Raw genomic sequence first — 16,533 nt, 5'->3', positions numbered from 1 at the left:
GAATGATTCCGGATGTGATAATCGGTGCGTGGACTACATCGATCTGAATCTGATCGAGGCGCTGGACGCGCTGCTCGCCGAGAACAGCGTGACCAAGGCAGCCGCCCGGCTGCACACCTCGGCGCCGGCGATGAGCCGTGCCCTGGCCCGGTTGCGCCGGACCTTCGACGACCCGCTGCTGGTGCGGGCCGGGCGCGATCTCGTGCCCACCCCGCGGGCGCTGGAGCTGCGCGGCGAGGTGCACGCGATCGCCACCAGAGCCCGTGCGCTGTTCGCGCCGTCCACCACCGCCGACCCGCGAACGGCGGTGCGCATGTTCGACCTGCAGGTCACCGACATGCTCTCCACGACCTTCATCCCCTCGCTCATCGACGACCTGCGCGAGCAGGCGCCCGGCATCTCGTTGCGGTTGCGGCCGGAGAACCTGGAGGACACCCCTGCACTGCGAGAAGGTTTGGTGGACCTGGAGATCGGCAGCATCCGTCCCGGCGACTCGGAGATCCACTCGGAAGCGCTCGTCACCGAGACGCTGATCGCCGCGGTGCGTCCCGGCCACCCACTCGCGAAGGTGAAGACCGTGACGCCGCAACGGTTCGCCGCCGCCGATCACATCGTCGTCTCGCGGCGCGGCCGGGCCCGCGGCCCGATCGACGAACAACTGGCGGAACTGGGACTGAGCCGGCGCGTGGTGGCCGTGGTGCCCACGTTCGCAAGCGCGTTGTTCCTCGCCTCGGAGACCGATGTCGTCTGCATCGCCCCGGCCAGGCTGGCTCAGCGGATGCTGGACACGTTGGGGCTCCGCGCGTTCCCGATCCCTCTCGCGCTGCCGTCGGTGACCGTCGGCATGGCGTGGCATCCCCGCAACCACCACGACCGCACGCACCAACTGCTGCGCGAACGCGCCCGCCACATCATGGCCATCGCCGCGGAGGGCGTCAGTCGGTGACGGCGTCCTGTGCGGCGAGGCCCCTGCGGTGGTGCAGCCGGCGCACGACTTCGATGAACCCGGTCACCACGAACGCGAGACCGATGCCGACGGCGATCGCCAGGAACGTGTTCTCCTGGAACAGAACGCCGCCGAGGTAGCCGGTGAGCGCGGTGTAGGCGCTCCAGGACGCGGTGGCGAACGCGACGAACAGCACGTACCTGCCGAGCGGGAAGCCGACGAGCCCGGTGGACAACGTGGCGAGGTATCGCCCGACCGGGATGAAGCGCGTGGTCACCAGGATGAAGCCGCCGCGGGCGTCGAGCTCACGGGCGAACCAGTCGTGCGCCGCGCGGCGTTTGGTGCCAGGCGGAAGACGCTTGAGCAAGCGCGTGCCGAACAGCCGTCCTGCCGTGTACGGAACCATGTCGCCGAAGAAGGCACCAAGTGTTGTGGCGGCGATGACGAGCACGATGTCGGTTCGCCCGGTCGCGGCGTACACGCCCGCGACGATCACGACGGGTTCACTCGGAATCAGGGGCAGGAACGAGTCCAGGAAGGACACCGCGATCAGCACGGCGTAGAGCCACGGCGAGGAGATGAGCGACTCGGCCAGCCGCATCCAGTCGATCACGAAGGATCCTTTTCCGCGCGGCGGCAGGGCGGTACGCGCGCATTGATGTTCGAACACGAAATTCGTGCTTTTCTGTCGCCGCCCGGTAATGGCGATCGCCCTGGGCTTCCCTGATGAAACTAGGCAGGGATCAATGTGGCGACAAGTGCGTTCTCGGCAACGATGTGTTCGCTCTGGCGCAATCGGGGTGGCCGGTGAGCGCACACGACGGCCTGGCCGAGGCCGTCGTGTGCCGCGTGCCCTGGAACTCTCAGCCGCTGACCGAGGCCGAGAAGTTGTCGACCGCCAGGCCGGTGCCACCGTTCCACGGCTCGAACCCGGCCTGGATGCTGGTCAGGTACCAGGAGTTCGTGATCGCACCGCGGTTGCGCACGTCGTTGATGAAGTCGAGCACGCTGAACGACCACGAGTTGATCGGGGACGGCGCGACGTAGGAGATGACGTTGTTGCCGCCGTTGTTGCCGCGCCACACCTGCCAGCTCCGCCCGCCGACGTTCGTCGTGCCGACCGCGCTGCCGATGGGCTGGATCGAGCCCTGGCGGTTGAACCAGATCATGATCTCCATCTGGTTCACGCCGTTGGTCTTCGGCGTGGGGTCGAGCCAGATGTCGTAGGAGGCGTTGTAGGTGCCGCCGGTGTACCGGTAGTTGATGGACGACGTGGCGCTGCGGATCCGGCTGACCTGCATCGGCAGGGTGGAGCCGGGGGAGCAGTTGGTGTAGTGGCAGCCGAGGAACGCCGACGGGTACGACACCGGCGCGCCGTTGGTCGGGGACGAGCCCTGCTGGCTGGTGATCTGGAAGCCGGATGACGTGACGTTGATGCACTGCTGGGCCGAGGTGCCCCAACGATTGTTCTGCACCACGTAGCGGCCCTGGATGGTGGTCGATCCGTACTGGTCGCAGATGGTCACATCGGCGTGAGCGGGGCCCGCGGTCGCGACGAAAGTGCTCGCCATCAGCAAGCCGGCAGCAGCCACCGCACGGATGGTCCTTCGCATGACAACTCCAATGACAGGGTTATGGGAGCGCTCCCAGAATACCGCGATGTCAATGAGCGGGCAGATCGTCGAATAGTCGCCGTCGAATAGTGCGTCGAATCGACGGTAATGCCCGGCCATCCGGAAGGTGCATTTGTGCGGTGCGCGCGAAGGCCCGGGGGAGATCAGTCCTGCCGGCCGCGCGCCACGAGCTTGCGCTGGGTCCGGCGGCCTTGCGCCACCATGAACGGAATCGCGCGCAGCCCGAAGCGCGGGAACGCGTCCGCCAGCCGTGCCAGTGCTCCGCGCCACCGGGGGATGGCGGTGACCGGTTTCGGTTTGTCGAGCACGGCGCCGACGGCGGCGGCGACGTCGGCGGGTTGCAGCAGCGTGCCGGAGAACGACAGCGCGGCCGCCGGGTCGTCGACCTTGTCGTAGAGCATCGGTGTCCAGATGCCGTCCGGGCAGACGCACGAGATGTCGATGTCCTGGACGCCCGCCTGCCGGAGATCGCCGAGGGTGCTGAGGCTGAAGCCGATGGCCGCGTGCTTGGAGGCGGCGTACACCGCTTCGCCCACGACGGCCGTGATGCCCGCGAGGGACACGATGTTCACGACGTGCCCGCCGCCGTGGCCGCGCATGGCCTGGATCGCGGCGACCGTTCCGTTGATGGTCCCGAGAGCGTTGACCTCGATCATCAGCGCGCGGGTGGCGGCGTCCTGCTCCCACGCGGGCCCGGTCACCAGCACCCCCGCGTTGTTGACCCAGACGTCGAGGCGGCCCGCACGGGCGACGATGTCGTCGCGCGCCGCTTGTACGGCCGCGTCGTCCCGCACGTCGAGCACCCGCGCGATCCCACCGATCTCGGTGGCCGTCGCGGCCGCGGTGGCTTCGTCGACGTCGGTGACCAGCACCGTGTAGCCGCGTTCGGCCAGCATTCGTGCGACCAGCTTGCCCACGCCGCGTCCGGCTCCGGTCACGACCGCGCCTGCTTTTGCCGTCATGGCAGGAGTATCGCGTTCGTCGCGCCGTTGATCGACCCCGGCGCCGTCAGGTGGAATGCCACGTCACGGCGGAGTCGGTGTTCGCGCGAGTGGTGCGGAAGCCGTTGGCCGGATGCGCCGTGTCGGGATGGCCGAACGAGACTCCGACGACGACGCGCCGGGAGTCCGGCAGTCCGAAGTGGTCGCGCAGGAAGCCGGAGTACCCCGCGAGCGCGGCCTGCGGCGCCGCGGCGAGGCCGAGGCTCTGTGCGGCGAGCAGGAACGAGTTGAGGTAGAGGCCGCAGTCGATCGCGCCGTAGACGCCGAGGTCGGCTTCGGTCGTGATGATCGCGACGTGCGGCGCGCCGAACAGCTCGAAGTTGCGCAGCATCTGCCGGCCCGTGCCCTGGTGATCGCCGCGTTCGATGCCGAGGCTGGTGTAGAGCTGCTTGCCGCACTCCCGCCGGCGTTCCTGGTAGACGCCCGTGTACTGGGTGGGGAAGGGGAAATCCGGCTGGCCCGGATTGGTCCGCAGGTGTTCGAGCAGCCGCGTGCGCATCCGGTCCGTCGCGGCGCCTTCGGTGACGATCACGTGCCACGGCTGGGTGTTGCACCAGGACGGGGTGCGCTGGGCGAGTGCGAGCACCTGCTCGATGGTGTCCCTCGGGACCGGCTCCGGCAGGAACTGGCGGCAGGTCCACCTCTCGGCGAGCAACCGGTGTAGCGCCTCGTGCAGGTCTGGGGACGTGACGGCGGCCGCGCTCAAGGGAACCTCCGAAGGTGGTCTCTTTTCGAGACCGTAGCACGGAGCGGTCTCGAAAAGAGACCACCTTCGGTAGGGTCGCGGCATGCGGTACGAACAGCTCGCCGACCTGCCCTGCTCGATCACCCGCCCGCTGGTGGTGCTGGGGGACAGGTGGACGTTGCTGATCCTGAAGGAGGCGTTCGCGGGTGTGCGGCGCTTCAACGCGTTCCGGAGCAACCTGGGAATTCCGCGCAGCCGCCTGCAGGACCGGCTCGGGCGGCTGGTGGAGCACGGGATCCTGGTGCGGCAGCAGGCTGCCGACGGGGACCACGTCGAGTACCGGCTCAGCCGCAAGGGGCACGACCTCTACCCGATCCTGATGGCGATCAAGGACTGGGGCGACGCCCACATGGCGCCGGACGGGCCGCCGGTGCACTACCGGCATCGCGACTGCGCCGGCGAGGCACGGGTCACGCTGGCGTGCGACTGCTGCGGAGAACGAATGACGGCGCATGACGTCGTGCCCGAGGCCGGTCCTGGTCTTCTCGCCCATGTCGACGTGGGCGCACAGCGCTAGTTCCCGGTCGGCCGGGGTGCGGGTGGAACTCCACCGGTACCCCGGCCACGGCCTTCTGCGTTCCGGCGGGGGTGTCAGGCACCGGAGACGAGGACGACGACCTTGCCCCGGACCTCGCCCGTCGCGGCCTGGGCGTGCACCTCGCGGAGTTCGGCCAGGGGCACCCGCTGGGCCACGTCCACCCGCAGCTCGCCGGAGTCGACCAGCGCCACGAGCTTCGCCAGCTGCTCGGCGTCGCTGCGGACGTAGAGGTTGATGCCGCGCACGTCGCGGTCCTCGTCGGTCGGCGCCGGCATCCAGATCGTCGTGTTGACGACGACTCCGCCGGGGCGGACCACCGTGACCAGCTCGGCCAGGACCGCCGGGTCGACCGGCGCGAGGTTCAGCACGAGGTCGACCTGCTCGGTCACCGCCGAGACGACCGGCGTGGTGGTGTGGTCGACGACCTCGTCGGCACCGGCGGCGCGCACGGCCTCGGCACTGCGCGGGCTGGCCGTGGCGATCACGTGGGCACCGGCCCCCTTGGCCAGCTGGACGGCGTACCCGCCGACCGGTCCGCCCGCGCCGTTGACCAGCACGCGCTGCCCGGCCTTGAGCTGGCCGTGGTCGAAGAGCGCCTGGTAGGCGGTGAGGCCCACCAACGGGAACGCGGCGGCGTCGGCCAGCGGGATGCCCTTGGGCGCGGGGGTCAGGGCGGCCGCCGGCGCGAGGACGTACTCGGCCGCGGCGCCGGGCTTGGTCATCGGCAGGAAGGCGACGACCTCGTCGCCGGCGGAGAAGCCTTCGACGCCCTCGCCCAGCGCGTCGACCGTCCCGGCGACGTCGAGGCCGGGGGTGTGCGGCAGTTCGACCGGGATCGGACCCTGCATGACGCCCAGCCGGATGTTCCCCTCGACCGGGTTGAACGACGTCGAGGTGACCCGGACGAGGACCTCGCCGGTTCCGGGGACGGGCTGCCCCACGTCCTCGTGACGCAGGACCTCGGGGCCGCCGAACTCGTGGAAACGCACTGCCTTCATGGGAGTTCTCCTCGTTTTTTGCTTCGAATTCGAAGCAGCTGACTCTGAGAGTAGACGTGCTTCGAATTCGAAGCAAAGTGACGTGCGGCACGCGGGTGGCGTGGGGTCAGCGAGGAGGCCCGAGGAGCACGTTGCCGGAGATCTCGGCGGCTTCCGCGAGCAGCGACTGCGGGATCACGAACCCCTCGGGGCGGGGTTCCCGCAGGTCGCGACCGGCGTGACGGAACATCTTCTCCAGCCCGCCAGGAGTCGAGATGAGCAGCAGGTCGGCCTTCTCGGACGTGATGCGGTAGGAGTGCGGGATGCGGCGGGGCAGGAAGACGATGCCGCCCTCGCGCAGTTCGTGCTCCTCGTCGCCGGCCCACACGAGTGCGGTGCCGGACAGCAGGAGGAAGACCTCGTCCTCGTTGTTGTGCATGTGCCACGGCGGTGCCTCGCCGAAGCCGGCGTCGAAGCGGCCGACGGTCAGCTGTCCGCCGGTCGCCTCGGCGTCCAGCAGGACGCTGAAGACGCTCCCGCCGATCCATTCGAGCTGTTGCTGGTCTTCCCGCTGGGCGAGGTGGGGGATGCTCAAAGAAGTCCTCGGAGTTCGGTGGGGCGGCGGCGCCGCCCCTGTCCGGAAACCCTGGTGCGCACGGCTGCCCGGTCGCCATCTGCCGCGGTGTCCAGTCGTGCTCAACACTGCTCACCGAGCGTTCCGGTAGTCCTTCGAATTCGAAGCAGTAGACTGCGGTCATGCCCGACTCGCCGCCGTCGCTCGATCCCGTCCAGCTGGGTGCCTACTTCGCCCTCGTCGAGGTGACCAGCCTGCTGCGCCACGCGGTCGAGCAGCAGCTGAAGGAGGCGGGCGACCTCAGTTACGTGCAGTTCCAGCTGCTGGCGCGGCTCGGGGACTCGCCGACGGGCAGCCACCGCATGACCGATCTGGCCGACGGCGTCGTCTACAGCCGCAGCGGCCTGACCTACCAGGTGGGGCTGCTGGAGAAGGCGGGCCTGGCCGAGCGCACGCCGTCGGCGGACGACGAGCGCGGCGTCACGGTCACCATCACCGACGCCGGCCGCACGCGGCTCGCGGCGGTGCTGCCCGGTCACATCGAGGTCGTCAGCGGCCTGCTCTTCGAACCGCTGTCACGCGAGGACGTCCACGCGCTCGCCGGTCTGCTGGCGCCGGTGCGCGACCACATGCGGTCCGCGCCGCCCCGTTCGGCAGCGCCTCGCCGTCGCAAGAGCTGACACGTGAGCCGTTCCCTGCCCAGCGCGAGGTGGCGCCGGTAGGTGCCGTAGGGCACCCCGAGTCGTCGCGCGGTCGCCCGGTGGGTGCCGGACGCCGAGATGTAGGTGGCGGTGAGGGCGTCGTGCGCCTTGACTCCGGCGGGATCCACCCGCAGCGCGTCGAGGGCGCCCGTGATGGCGTCGCGCAGGTCCGTCACGGGATCTGCCGAACCCCGTGGAACCAGGTGCGAGCGGAGCAGAACGCTGGTGGCGAACTCGCGCGGGGTGCGCCAGGTGCGCAGCGCTTCGAGCACGCCCTCCTCGAACGCTTCGCGCGGCAGGAGATCCGTCGCGCGGGCGGTCCACGGCGTCACGGACGGGGCGGCGGCGCGCGCCCTGTCCCGCACCCACTGCTCGACCGGCTGCTGTCGCCAGTCCCTGCCGAACACGTGCTGCCTGATCCCGCCGGCCTCCACCACCAGGACCTCGTGCATCCCGGCGGAAGTGAGGTGGTGCCGCCACGGTCCGGTGTCCTGAACGACAGCGGACGTGACGGCCCGGCCTTCGGTCCTCATCTCGGCCGCGATGGTGCGGCGGCTGATGAGGTCCAGCAGCGGTTGGTGCTCACCGGCCGGCACCGCGAAGCGGCGGACGGCAAGATGCTCGCCCCGGACCAGGGGAGCCGTCGCCTCGACGTGGTCCCACAGCGCCGCGATCACCGGATCGGCGGCCAGGTCTTCTGGCGACGGCGTCTCGAGTCGCAGAACGGCCATGAATCCCAGGAGCGCGCCCGCGGAGCGGTACACGCGAAAGCCCTGTGGCTGACGCCGGATCCACTGCTCGACCGCGGGTTCTTCCGCCACGCGCAGGACTTCGGGTACGTCATCGGGTTCGAGCCGCGTTTCCACGACGACGGGGTGCGGGTCGTGCGGGCCGTCCTGGTCGCCGAAGAGGAACATCCATTCCGCGACGCGCAGGAGTGCGTCATCGTCGGTGGCGCGACGCACCGCGTCCAGGCACGCGACAGAGATGCGGGTGCGCACGTCTTCGTGACGTTCGGGATCCCGCCAGCGCAGATCGGCGTCGAGCGTCGCCCGCACGGCGTCGTGGGGGAGCAGTCCGTCCGGGGTGGCCTCGACGTAGGGCTGCCGGCGCAGCCAGGAGAACACCGTCGCGGCGTCCTCGTCGCCCAGCACCGCGCGCAGCAGCGACTCGCGCGTGACGCGGGCCTGCGCGAGGACGTCGAGGCCACGTCGGTGGACGGTGCTCGGAAGATCACCCACCAGCCGTTCGACCAGGGTCGTGAGCAGGTCGCCGGTGGGCTCGAAGTGCGCGGCCGGTGCCGCGAGGGAGAGGACGAGCGGACTGCCTCCCGCGAAGGAGACGATGGCGCCGCGCTGCTGCGGGGCGACCCCGCGTGCCGCGAGCAGGGCATCTGATCCGGCGGCGTCGAGCGGGCCCACGGCCAGTTCGGTGAAGAGCCGCGCCCAGTCAGGATCGAGCGACCACTCCGAGTCGGGAGCGGTCCTGCTCGCGAGCACCACCGTCACGCCCTCCGCGAGCCGGGGCAGGAACGTGTCGCGCAGCCACGGTTCGAGCCGCCGGCAGCGGTCGAAGTTGTCGATCAGGAGCACGGCGCCGGGCTCGACGCGTGCCAGCCCGGCGGCCTCTTCCAGACGGCGCGGATCAGCGTTCAGGAACCGTGCGTCGACGTGCACCACCTCGCGTCCGGCGAGCCGTGCCTGCCGGGCGCTGTGGCGCAGCAGTGAGGACTTGCCGATGCCGCCGGGGCCGTGGAGGTATGCCACGAGCGGGGCGTCCGCCGCACCGGACAGCACCCGGTCGAGCACCGCCAGTTCCGCGTTCCTGCCCACCGGGCCCGCGTCCCGGAGCGAGGAGTTGATCAACATCGCCTCAGGATCGCCGCCCGCGGACCGGTCAGCCTGGGCCAGGTTGTCCCACCCTGACGATGGCCGGCCCGCTGGAGGCGCTGACGATCTCACCGAGCCTTCCCGCGTCGGCCGAACCCGGTGCCGCGGTGAGCACGACCGCCTGGAGGTTGTCGCCGGGAACCTCGAGCACGTTGCCGTCGAGCGCGATGTCGCCGACGCCCGGATGCCGGAAAACGGCACGGTTGTCATAGGCCGCAACGGTTCTCGGCGCACGCCACAAGGTGTCGAACGACCGGCTCGTGCTCCGCAGCTCGTCGACGAGCTCGGCGAGCGACTCGTCGCCGGGGTAGCGCAGGTACGTGCTGTGCAACCGGTTGACGAGCGTCGCCCGGAACGCGGCCGCGTGGTCGTCGTCGCGACTGATCTCGCGGTGCGCGGCGCGGAACGTGCGCCACGCGACGTTCCAGTCCCGCGCCTGCCGGTTCGACGCTCCCGCTCCGAGCGTCATCCACGCGTCGTTCACCGCGACCACGTTCCACGCCCTGTCGCACAGGAACACCGGGGTGTCGGCGAAACGTTCCAGCAGCCGCATCGAAGCCGCTCCGGCCTCGCGGGGCACCTGACCGTCCGCCGCGGCGTACCCGGCCAGCGCGCACAGCCGTTCGTACTCCGCCGGTCCTGCTCGCAACGCGCGGGCGATGGCGTTCACCACCGCGGCCGACGGGTGGCGGCGGCCCTGTTCGAGCCGCCGCACGTAGTCCGCGGACACCCCGGCCAGCTCGGCGAGCTCCTCGCGCCGCACGCCACGAGCCCGCCGCCCGCCGGGCGGTAGACCGACGGACGCGGGCTCGGTGGTCTCGCGCAACCGGCGCACCTCTGCACCCAGATCATGCAACGCCATGACGCAAGTGTCCCTTGTGGAGCACGTGGTCAGCCGGTGGAGCAGGCCGTGCCGTTGAGGGTGAACGAGGACGGCGCCGCCGCGTTCCCTGTGTGGACGGCCTGGAAGCCGATGTCGACCGACCTGCCAGGCGGGATCGTGACGTTGTGGCCGGCGTTGCGAGCGGTGACCTGGCCCGTCGACGGCGAGTAGGTGGCGTTCCAGCCGGAGGTGATGGTCTGCCCGCCTGCCAGGGAGAAGCCGAGGGACCAGCCGTTGACCGCCGCGGTGCCGGTGTTGGTGATGGCGAGACTCGCGGTCAGGCCGTTGTTCCAGGCGTTGACGGTGGCCTTGACGGCGCACGTGCCCGGCGTCGGCGGGTTCGGGTCACCGCCACCGATGACGCCGAAGAACTCGAGTGCGACGGCGGCCATGCCCGACGACGGCAGGCTGTGCCCGGCGCCCTGGATGCTGTAGGCCTCGACCTTGTCCGCGTAGCGGCTGCGGTTCCAGCCGGCGCGCGGGGTGTCGGTCGACGTCGGCGTCTGGCTCAGGCCGAACACGTCGGTCCACTGCTCGACCTCCTCCTGCAGCAGCGAGTACGGCACGAGCGTGTCCGCGGTGCCGTGCCACAGCTGCATCTTCGGCCGCGGGCCGGTGTAGCCGGGATAGGCCTGCCGGACGAGGTTGCCCCACTCCTGGGGAGTGCGGTTCAGGCCGCCGCCCCCGGTGCACCGGCTGCTGCCCGGCGGGTAGTCGGCGGCGTTGGCGAAGCAGTGGAACGGCACGCCCATGAACGCCGCGCCCGCCTTGAACACGTCCGGGTAGAGGGCGAGCATCTCGTTGGTCATCATGCCGCCGGAGGACGACCCGGTGGCGAAGACCCGGTCCGGGTCGCCGCCGTAGCGCTGCTCGACGTAGGTGACCATCGAGACGATCGACACCGGGTCGCTGCCGCCACCGCGGCGTTTGGCCGCGTCCGACCACGTGTCGAAGCACTTGCCGAACCCGGCTTCCTGCTGCGCGCTCGGGTAGATGACGACGAAACCGTGCCTGTCGGCGAGCGAGGCGAACTCGCTTCCCGAGTAGAAGCCGGGACCGGAGCCGCCGCAGCCGTGCATGGCGACCACGATCGCGGGCTTGGCCGGTCGGGTGTCCGGCACGTAGACGTGCATGCGCATCCGGCCGGGGTTGTCGCCGAAGCCGGTCACCTCCACCAGCGAAGCAGCGGATGCCGGTGTCGCCGGCACGACTCCGGTGAGAGCGAGCACGGCGATGAAGATGGCGATGAGGGGTGTTCTGCGCGTGATCACAACTGACCTCCGGTCAGGGCTTCCGAGTCCCCCGGACCGCGAAGCTATTCACTTTCGTGACGGTCGTCAAACTTTCGACGAACGAATTTGGTGAGGCGTTCGACGAACGACTTCTCCCGGGTTCAGTGCGGGGTGTCGGTGATGGTCAAGGTCAGATCCGAGTCGGTGACCGTCACGACGACGTGCTGTCCGCCGCGCAGTTCGCCCGCGAGCAGTGCCCGGGACAGTCGCCGGTCGAGCTCCTTGCCGATGGTGCGGCGCAACGGCCGTGCGCCGTACTCGGGCACGTAACCGCGGGCGGCGAGCCAGTCCACGGCCTGCTCGTCGACGTCCAGCGTGATGTTCTGTTCGCGCAGCCGGTCTCGGGTGCGTTCGAGCAGCAGCGAGGTGATCTGCCGCAACTGGCCGGCGTCGAGCCCGCGGAACAGGATGATCTCGTCGAGGCGGTTGAGGAACTCCGGGCGGAAACTGCGGCGGACGGCCGCCATCAGCGGTTCCCTCAGCTGCTCGACCGGGAGACCCGAGGTGGTCGCGGCGAGCAGCTGGTCGGCGCCGATGTTGCTGGTCATGATGATCACGGTGTTGGTGAAGTCGGCGGTACGTCCGCCGGCGTCGGTGAGCCTGCCCGCGTCGAGCACCTGCAGCAGGGTGTTGAAGACGTCGGTGTGCGCCTTCTCGATCTCGTCCAGCAGGAGGACCGAGTACGGGGCGCGCCGGACCGCGCCGGTGAGCTGACCGGCTTCCTCGTAGCCGGCGTACCCCGGCGGCACGCCGATCAGCCGCGCGACCGCGTGTTGTTGCGAGAACTCGCTCATGTCGAACCGGATCAGCCGGTCCTCCGAACCGAACAGCGCTTCGGCCAGCGCCCGTGCGATCTCGGTCTTGCCCACACCGGTCGGGCCGAGGAACAGGAAGGAACCGACGGGCCGGTGCGGGTGCTTGAGGCCCGCGCGGCCCTGGCGGACGGCGTCGGCGACCGCCTCCACCGCCTCGTCCTGCCCGACGATCCGCTGGTGCAGGTGGTCCTCCAGGTGCAGCAACCGGTGCCGTTCCGCCTCGGTGAGCTGGGCGACCGGGATGCCCGTGCTGCGGGACACGATCTCGGCGACGTCGTTCGCCACGACCTGGGGCGCGCCGGCCAGTGCGGCGCGGGCGGCCTCCAGTTCGGCGACGGCCCGGTCGAGTTCGCCGGCGAGGAACACCGCGTCCTCGTCCTGTGCGGCGTCCTTCTCCCGCTCCAGCCGCCGCACCCGCTGTTCGAGCAGCACCGGATCCGGTGGCATCGGGGACTTCTCGCGCAACCGGACCCGCGCACCCGCGCGGTCCACCAGGTCCACGGCCTTGTCCGGCAGGAACCGATCGGTGACGTACCGGGCCGACAGCTCCACGGCGGACACGATCGCCTCGTCCGAGATCCGCACGCCGTGGTGCATCTCGTACCGGCCGCGCAGCCCGCGCAGGATGGCGATCGCCTCGCCGACCGACGGTTCGGCGACCTGGATCGGCTGGAACCGCCGCTCCAGCGCGGCGTCCTTCGCGATGTACCGCCGGTAGTCCTCGGCCGTGGTGGCCCCGATGACCTGCACCCGTCCGGTCGTGAGCACGGGTTTGAGCATGGTCGCGGCGTCCATCGGCGCGCCTTCCGCGCTGCCCGCCCCCACCAGGACGTGCAGCTCGTCGATGAACAGGATCACCATCCTGTCCGTCGCCGTCACCTCGGCGATGACCCCTTCGAGCCGTTCCTCGAACTCGCCCCGGTACTTGGCTCCGGCGACCATGCCCGCCAGGTCCAGCGAGATCAGCCGCCTGCCGCTCAGCGTGGCGGGTACCTCGCCGCTCGCGATCCGCGCCGCGATGCCCTCGACGACCGCGGTCTTGCCCACGCCGGGATCGCCGACCAGGACGGGGTTGTTCTTGGTGCGCCGCGACAACACCTCGAGCATCTCGTCGATCACGTCCTCCCGGCCGATCACCGGATCGAGCAGGCCGTCCCGCGCCGCGGCGGTGAGGTCACGCCCGAAGCGGTCGGTGCGCCGCGTCGCGGACGGTGCCTCCGATCCGCCGAACAGCTTTCCGACCAGGTCCTCCCAGGAGTAGGACCCGAAGCCGAACACCCAGTCGTCTGCCATCGGCCGCCATCTTCGCTCGATCGGAGGGCTTACGTCTCCAATCCTGCGCCTCGTGGCCCACGAACACAGGTCAGGCGCCCACCTGAGCCTCTGTCATCAAGCTGCAGGCGTACCTGCAGCTTGATGTCCGCCGAGGCGCTGTGCGGGCCGTGAAACGCGTGCCAGATTCGTGGCATGCCTGAGAACGAGCAACGATTCGACCGCATCGGGAAGCTCGACATCGTCGTCCAGAACGTCGCGTCCTTTCGCATCGATCCGGCGTCGTTGGCTCGGCCCGACCGGTCGCTGGTCCTGATCTGCAGCCCCGTCAAGGAGACGATGTTGCGGCAGCGCGGGCGGGTGGACGTGTTCGACGAGATCGTCGTGACCTCCGACTTCACGCCCGAGGGGCTCGCTCGCACGGTCGGCGCGATCATCGAGGAGCACGCGGGGGAGACGCGGCTGCTGTGCCACGACGAGTACGTGCTCGGCGCAGTCGCGGCCGTCCGGGAGAAGCTCGGCATCGCCGGTGACCGGCCGGTGAACGTGGCGCCGTTCACCGACAAGCTCGCCATGAAGGCGGCGCTGCCGGGAATCCGGATGCCGAGGCACGCGGCGTGGGACGCCGACGCCTATGCCGGAAACCCGGACTCCTACGTCGCGCAGGTCCTCGGCACCGTCGGCCTTCCCGCGTTCGTGAAGCCGGTCAACGAGTCCGGTGCCGTCGGCGCGGCCCGCATCGACACGGTCGACGAGCTCAGGAACTGGGCGGCGAGCGCGGGGCCGTGGGAGTTCGAGATCGACGAGTTCGTCGAGGGAACGCTCTACCACGTCGATTCCGCCGTACGGGACGGCGAGGTCGTGCACGTGCACGTCAACCAGGACCTGCACCCCTGCCACGAGTACGCGGACGGCAAGGTCAACGGCTCGTTCACGTTGCCCGACGACGACCCGGTCGCGCCGGTTCTCCAGGCGTTCAACGACAAGGTGCTGGCGACGCTGGAGAACAAGCCCCGCGACGGGGTGTTCCACCACGAGATCTTCCTCGACGCCGCCGGCGAGCCGATCTTCCTGGAGATCGCCGCACGCGCACCCGCCGCGCTGATCCCGATGACCGGCCGCATCCGCTGGGGCGTCGACATCGAGCAGGCGCTCTTCACCCTGCAGCGCGGTGAGCCGTTCACCCCACCCGCGCACCACCGCGGCCCGTTCGCCGCCTACGTGTACTTCCCGAAGAAGGCAGGCACCGTCACGGCGCTGAAGAGGCCCGAGATCGCCTCCGGCCACCGCTGGACGTGGAACCTCGCGGTCGGCGACGCGCTGACCGACGCCACCGACATCCGCGACTTCGCCGCGTCGGTGCTGCTGTGGAACGACGACTTCGCGGCGCTGCGCCGCGACCTCGAACTCCTCGACGCCGCAACGGTGTTCGAGCTCGCCTGATCCCGCTTCGCACACCACGGCCGGGCACGTCCGCCCGTCCGTCGCCTCACCCTGGAGGAAAACGGTGAAGTTCATCGACTACGGCTTCGTGTTCACCCGCGAGGAGTCCGAGGCACTGGGCAAGGTGCTGCTGGACGTCGAGTCGCACCCCTACACCGACTACGACAAGTTCCTGCACGAGCTCTCCCAGTTGCGCGACGACCGCAAGGTGCCGACGCGGTTCGCCGACTTCTGCGAGACCTCGATGCTGCGCGACTTCGCCAAGGAACCGTTCGTGGTCATCGGCAACGCGCCCATCGACCCGGAGCTGCCGCGCTTCAGCGCCGAGAACCCGGTGCACGACAAGTACCAGCTCAAGAAGACCTGGGTCGCCGAGGGTTTCCTCGGCATGTACGCGCTGCTGACCGGTACCGAGATGATCGGTCACCTGAGCGTCAACGACGGCGACTTCTTCCACGACATCTACCCGAAGGAGTCGATGTTCGACACGCAGTCGCAGAAGACGCTGAAGACGCTCAAGTTCCACCGCGACTTCACCAACCACTTCGTGTGCCCGGACTTCGTGAACACGCTGACCCTGCGCGACACCCCGGAGAACGAGGTCTACTCCACGTTCACGGTTACCCGGCACGCGGTGGAGGAGCTGTCCGATCGCGACGTCGAGGTCCTGCGCCAGGAGCGGTTCTACACGCCGTTCGACGACGTCTCCACGACCTCGATGGAGCTCGGCCGCGCCAAGGACCACCCGGTGCTGATCGAGGGGCAGGGCGCCAAGGTGTTCGAGGGCCGCACGGAGGGTCTCGACGAGGAGGCGCAGGGCGCGCTCGACCGGTTCCTCGCGGCGCTGCACAAGCGCAAGCAGGTCCGCATCTCCCGGCCCGGTGACTCCGTGACGTTCTCCAACCACCACGTCATCCACGGCCGCGAGGTGCACGAGATCCGCGACATCGAGTCGCTCAAGCAGCGCTGGCTGCTCAAGACGCACAACGTCTACAGCCTGCAGGCCTTCGAGGGCTTCTTCCTGCCCGAGCGCTTCGGCGTCGTGAACGGCTGAGCGCGGTCATGATCATGGTCACCGGGGCGGGCCGCGGCATCGGCGCCGCGGTCGCCCGGCGGGCTGCCGCGGCCGGAGAGTCCGTGTGCGTCAACTACCGCGCCAGCAAGGACGCGGCCGAGGACCTCGTGCGGGAGATCACCGAAGCGGGCGGCACGGCGATCGCGGTGCGTGCGGACGTCACGGTCGAGGAGGACGTGCACGCCCTGTTCGACACCGCGACCGCCGCGCTCGGCCCGGTGACCGCGCTGGTCAACAACGCCGGCACCACCGGGGGACTGAGCCGGATCCTCGACCTCGACCTCGGTCAGGCCGACGAGGCCTACCGGACCGTCGTGCGCAGCACGGTGCTGTGCACGCGGGAGGCCGCCCGGCGGATGGCCCGCAGCTGCGGCGGCGACGGCGGTGTCGTGATCAACGTGTCGTCGACCGGCGCCCGCACGGGCGGCGGTGGCGAATGGGTCCACTACGCGGCGATGAAGGCCGCGGTCAACACGTTCACCTGGGGCGCGGCGCAGGAGCTGGCCGCTGAGGGCATTCGCGTCAACGCCGTCGCCCCCGGACTGGTGCAGACCGATCTGCACGAGGACAACGGCGTTCCCGACCGGCCTGCGCGGCTGCGCGCCTCGGTTCCGCTCGGTCGGATCGGCGAGCCGGACGAGGTGGCGGAAGCGGTGTGGTTCCTGCTCTCGCCCGCGTCCTCCTACACCACCGGAGCCGTGCTCGAAGTCGGCGGAGGCCGGTGAACCTCCGCCCCCACCACGTCTGA

General features: G+C 70.0%; 15 protein-coding genes and 1 pseudogene. 6 read left to right on the top strand and 10 right to left on the bottom strand.

Annotated elements, in window-relative coordinates; genetic code table 11:
• The first annotated feature begins 37 nt into the window (after positions 1 to 37).
• Positions 38 to 946 (top strand): LysR family transcriptional regulator, encoded by a 909-nt coding sequence (locus tag SK854_RS42620; protein WP_406601896.1) that lies wholly within the window; start codon positions 38 to 40, stop codon positions 944 to 946.
• Here SK854_RS42620 and SK854_RS42615 read toward each other — a convergent pair.
• The 4 genes from SK854_RS42615 to SK854_RS42600 form a co-directional block, all read right to left on the bottom strand.
• Positions 936 to 1,559, bottom strand: a complete 624-nt coding sequence (locus SK854_RS42615; RefSeq protein WP_319980840.1) for a DedA family protein — start codon at positions 1,557 to 1,559, stop codon at positions 936 to 938. The genes SK854_RS42620 and SK854_RS42615 overlap by 11 nt on opposite strands.
• Positions 1,560 to 1,809: 250 nt before the next feature.
• Complete coding sequence (locus SK854_RS42610) at positions 1,810 to 2,559, bottom strand: GH12 family glycosyl hydrolase domain-containing protein (RefSeq protein WP_319980839.1); 750 nt, start codon at positions 2,557 to 2,559, stop codon at positions 1,810 to 1,812.
• Between the two features lie 164 nt (positions 2,560 to 2,723).
• Entirely contained in the window at positions 2,724 to 3,542 is an 819-nt protein-coding gene (locus tag SK854_RS42605; protein WP_319980838.1) for an SDR family oxidoreductase, read from the bottom strand.
• 46 nt (positions 3,543 to 3,588) lie between these two features.
• Complete coding sequence (locus SK854_RS42600; protein ID WP_319980837.1) at positions 3,589 to 4,287, bottom strand: nitroreductase; 699 nt, start codon at positions 4,285 to 4,287, stop codon at positions 3,589 to 3,591.
• Positions 4,288 to 4,369: 82 nt separating this feature from the next.
• Between SK854_RS42600 and SK854_RS42595 the strand changes: the two genes are divergently transcribed.
• Complete coding sequence (locus SK854_RS42595; protein WP_319980836.1) at positions 4,370 to 4,843, top strand: winged helix-turn-helix transcriptional regulator; 474 nt, start codon at positions 4,370 to 4,372, stop codon at positions 4,841 to 4,843.
• A 74-nt stretch (positions 4,844 to 4,917) separates the two neighbouring features.
• Here the strand turns inward: SK854_RS42595 and SK854_RS42590 are convergent, their stop codons facing one another.
• Together SK854_RS42590 and SK854_RS42585 are read right to left on the bottom strand one after the other, a co-directional pair.
• A complete protein-coding gene (locus SK854_RS42590) occupies positions 4,918 to 5,862 on the bottom strand; it encodes an NADP-dependent oxidoreductase (RefSeq protein WP_319980835.1) in 945 nt (314 codons plus the stop codon).
• 106 nt (positions 5,863 to 5,968) lie between these two features.
• Positions 5,969 to 6,436, bottom strand: coding sequence for a cupin domain-containing protein (locus SK854_RS42585; RefSeq protein ID WP_319980834.1), 468 nt, complete (start codon positions 6,434 to 6,436; stop codon positions 5,969 to 5,971).
• 161 nt (positions 6,437 to 6,597) lie between these two features.
• On the opposite strand from SK854_RS42585, the gene SK854_RS42580 reads away from it, so the two are divergent.
• Positions 6,598 to 7,095 (top strand): MarR family winged helix-turn-helix transcriptional regulator, encoded by a 498-nt coding sequence (locus SK854_RS42580; protein ID WP_319980833.1) that lies wholly within the window; start codon positions 6,598 to 6,600, stop codon positions 7,093 to 7,095.
• A gap of 1,595 nt (positions 7,096 to 8,690) precedes the next feature.
• Here the strand turns inward: SK854_RS42580 and SK854_RS48335 are convergent.
• The 4 genes and pseudogenes from SK854_RS48335 to SK854_RS42565 form a co-directional block, all read right to left on the bottom strand.
• Positions 8,691 to 8,984 (bottom strand): annotated as a pseudogene (locus SK854_RS48335) (AAA family ATPase); the annotation flags it as partial.
• Positions 8,985 to 9,012: 28 nt separating this feature from the next.
• Entirely contained in the window at positions 9,013 to 9,867 is an 855-nt protein-coding gene (locus tag SK854_RS42575) for a helix-turn-helix domain-containing protein (protein WP_319980832.1), read from the bottom strand.
• A 29-nt stretch (positions 9,868 to 9,896) separates the two neighbouring features.
• A complete protein-coding gene (locus SK854_RS42570) occupies positions 9,897 to 11,159 on the bottom strand; it encodes an extracellular catalytic domain type 1 short-chain-length polyhydroxyalkanoate depolymerase (RefSeq protein WP_319980831.1) in 1,263 nt (420 codons plus the stop codon).
• 122 nt (positions 11,160 to 11,281) lie between these two features.
• Positions 11,282 to 13,288: an ATP-dependent Clp protease ATP-binding subunit gene (locus SK854_RS42565; RefSeq protein ID WP_319980830.1), complete on the bottom strand. Its 2,007-nt coding sequence runs from the start codon at positions 13,286 to 13,288 to the stop codon at positions 11,282 to 11,284.
• Between the two features lie 174 nt (positions 13,289 to 13,462).
• On the opposite strand from SK854_RS42565, the gene SK854_RS42560 reads away from it, so the two are divergent.
• From SK854_RS42560 to SK854_RS42550, 3 genes are all read left to right on the top strand, one after another.
• Positions 13,463 to 14,710 carry an ATP-grasp domain-containing protein gene (locus SK854_RS42560; protein ID WP_319980829.1) on the top strand — a complete coding sequence of 416 codons (1,248 nt, stop codon included), beginning with the start codon at positions 13,463 to 13,465 and terminating at the stop codon, positions 14,708 to 14,710.
• Positions 14,711 to 14,774: 64 nt separating this feature from the next.
• On the top strand, positions 14,775 to 15,764 hold the full coding sequence (locus tag SK854_RS42555; RefSeq protein WP_319980828.1) for a Fe(II)-2OG oxygenase family protein: 990 nt from the start codon (positions 14,775 to 14,777) through the stop codon (positions 15,762 to 15,764).
• Positions 15,765 to 15,772: 8 nt separating this feature from the next.
• Positions 15,773 to 16,510, top strand: coding sequence for an SDR family oxidoreductase (locus SK854_RS42550; protein ID WP_319980827.1), 738 nt, complete (start codon positions 15,773 to 15,775; stop codon positions 16,508 to 16,510).
• Positions 16,511 to 16,533 lie beyond the last annotated feature (23 nt).

It is taken from the genome of Lentzea sokolovensis (assembly GCF_033949975.1).
GTDB lineage: Bacteria > Actinomycetota > Actinomycetes > Mycobacteriales > Pseudonocardiaceae > Lentzea > Lentzea sokolovensis.
The sequence above is the reverse complement of the archived record's forward strand: the minus strand, read 5'-3'. Positions and strand labels throughout refer to the sequence as shown.

Coding starts and splice junctions, on each gene's coding strand:
- SK854_RS42610 (WP_319980839.1), bottom strand. CDS start 2,559: ATGCGAAGGACCATCCGTGCGGTGGCTGCTGCCGGCTTGCTGATGGCG.
- SK854_RS42605 (WP_319980838.1), bottom strand. CDS start 3,542: ATGACGGCAAAAGCAGGCGCGGTCGTGACCGGAGCCGGACGCGGCGTG.
- SK854_RS42595 (WP_319980836.1), top strand. CDS start 4,370: ATGCGGTACGAACAGCTCGCCGACCTGCCCTGCTCGATCACCCGCCCG.
- SK854_RS42590 (WP_319980835.1), bottom strand. CDS start 5,862: ATGAAGGCAGTGCGTTTCCACGAGTTCGGCGGCCCCGAGGTCCTGCGT.
- SK854_RS42580 (WP_319980833.1), top strand. CDS start 6,598: ATGCCCGACTCGCCGCCGTCGCTCGATCCCGTCCAGCTGGGTGCCTAC.
- SK854_RS42575 (WP_319980832.1), bottom strand. CDS start 9,867: ATGGCGTTGCATGATCTGGGTGCAGAGGTGCGCCGGTTGCGCGAGACC.
- SK854_RS42565 (WP_319980830.1), bottom strand. CDS start 13,288: ATGGCAGACGACTGGGTGTTCGGCTTCGGGTCCTACTCCTGGGAGGAC.
- SK854_RS42560 (WP_319980829.1), top strand. CDS start 13,463: ATGCCTGAGAACGAGCAACGATTCGACCGCATCGGGAAGCTCGACATC.
- SK854_RS42550 (WP_319980827.1), top strand. CDS start 15,773: ATGATCATGGTCACCGGGGCGGGCCGCGGCATCGGCGCCGCGGTCGCC.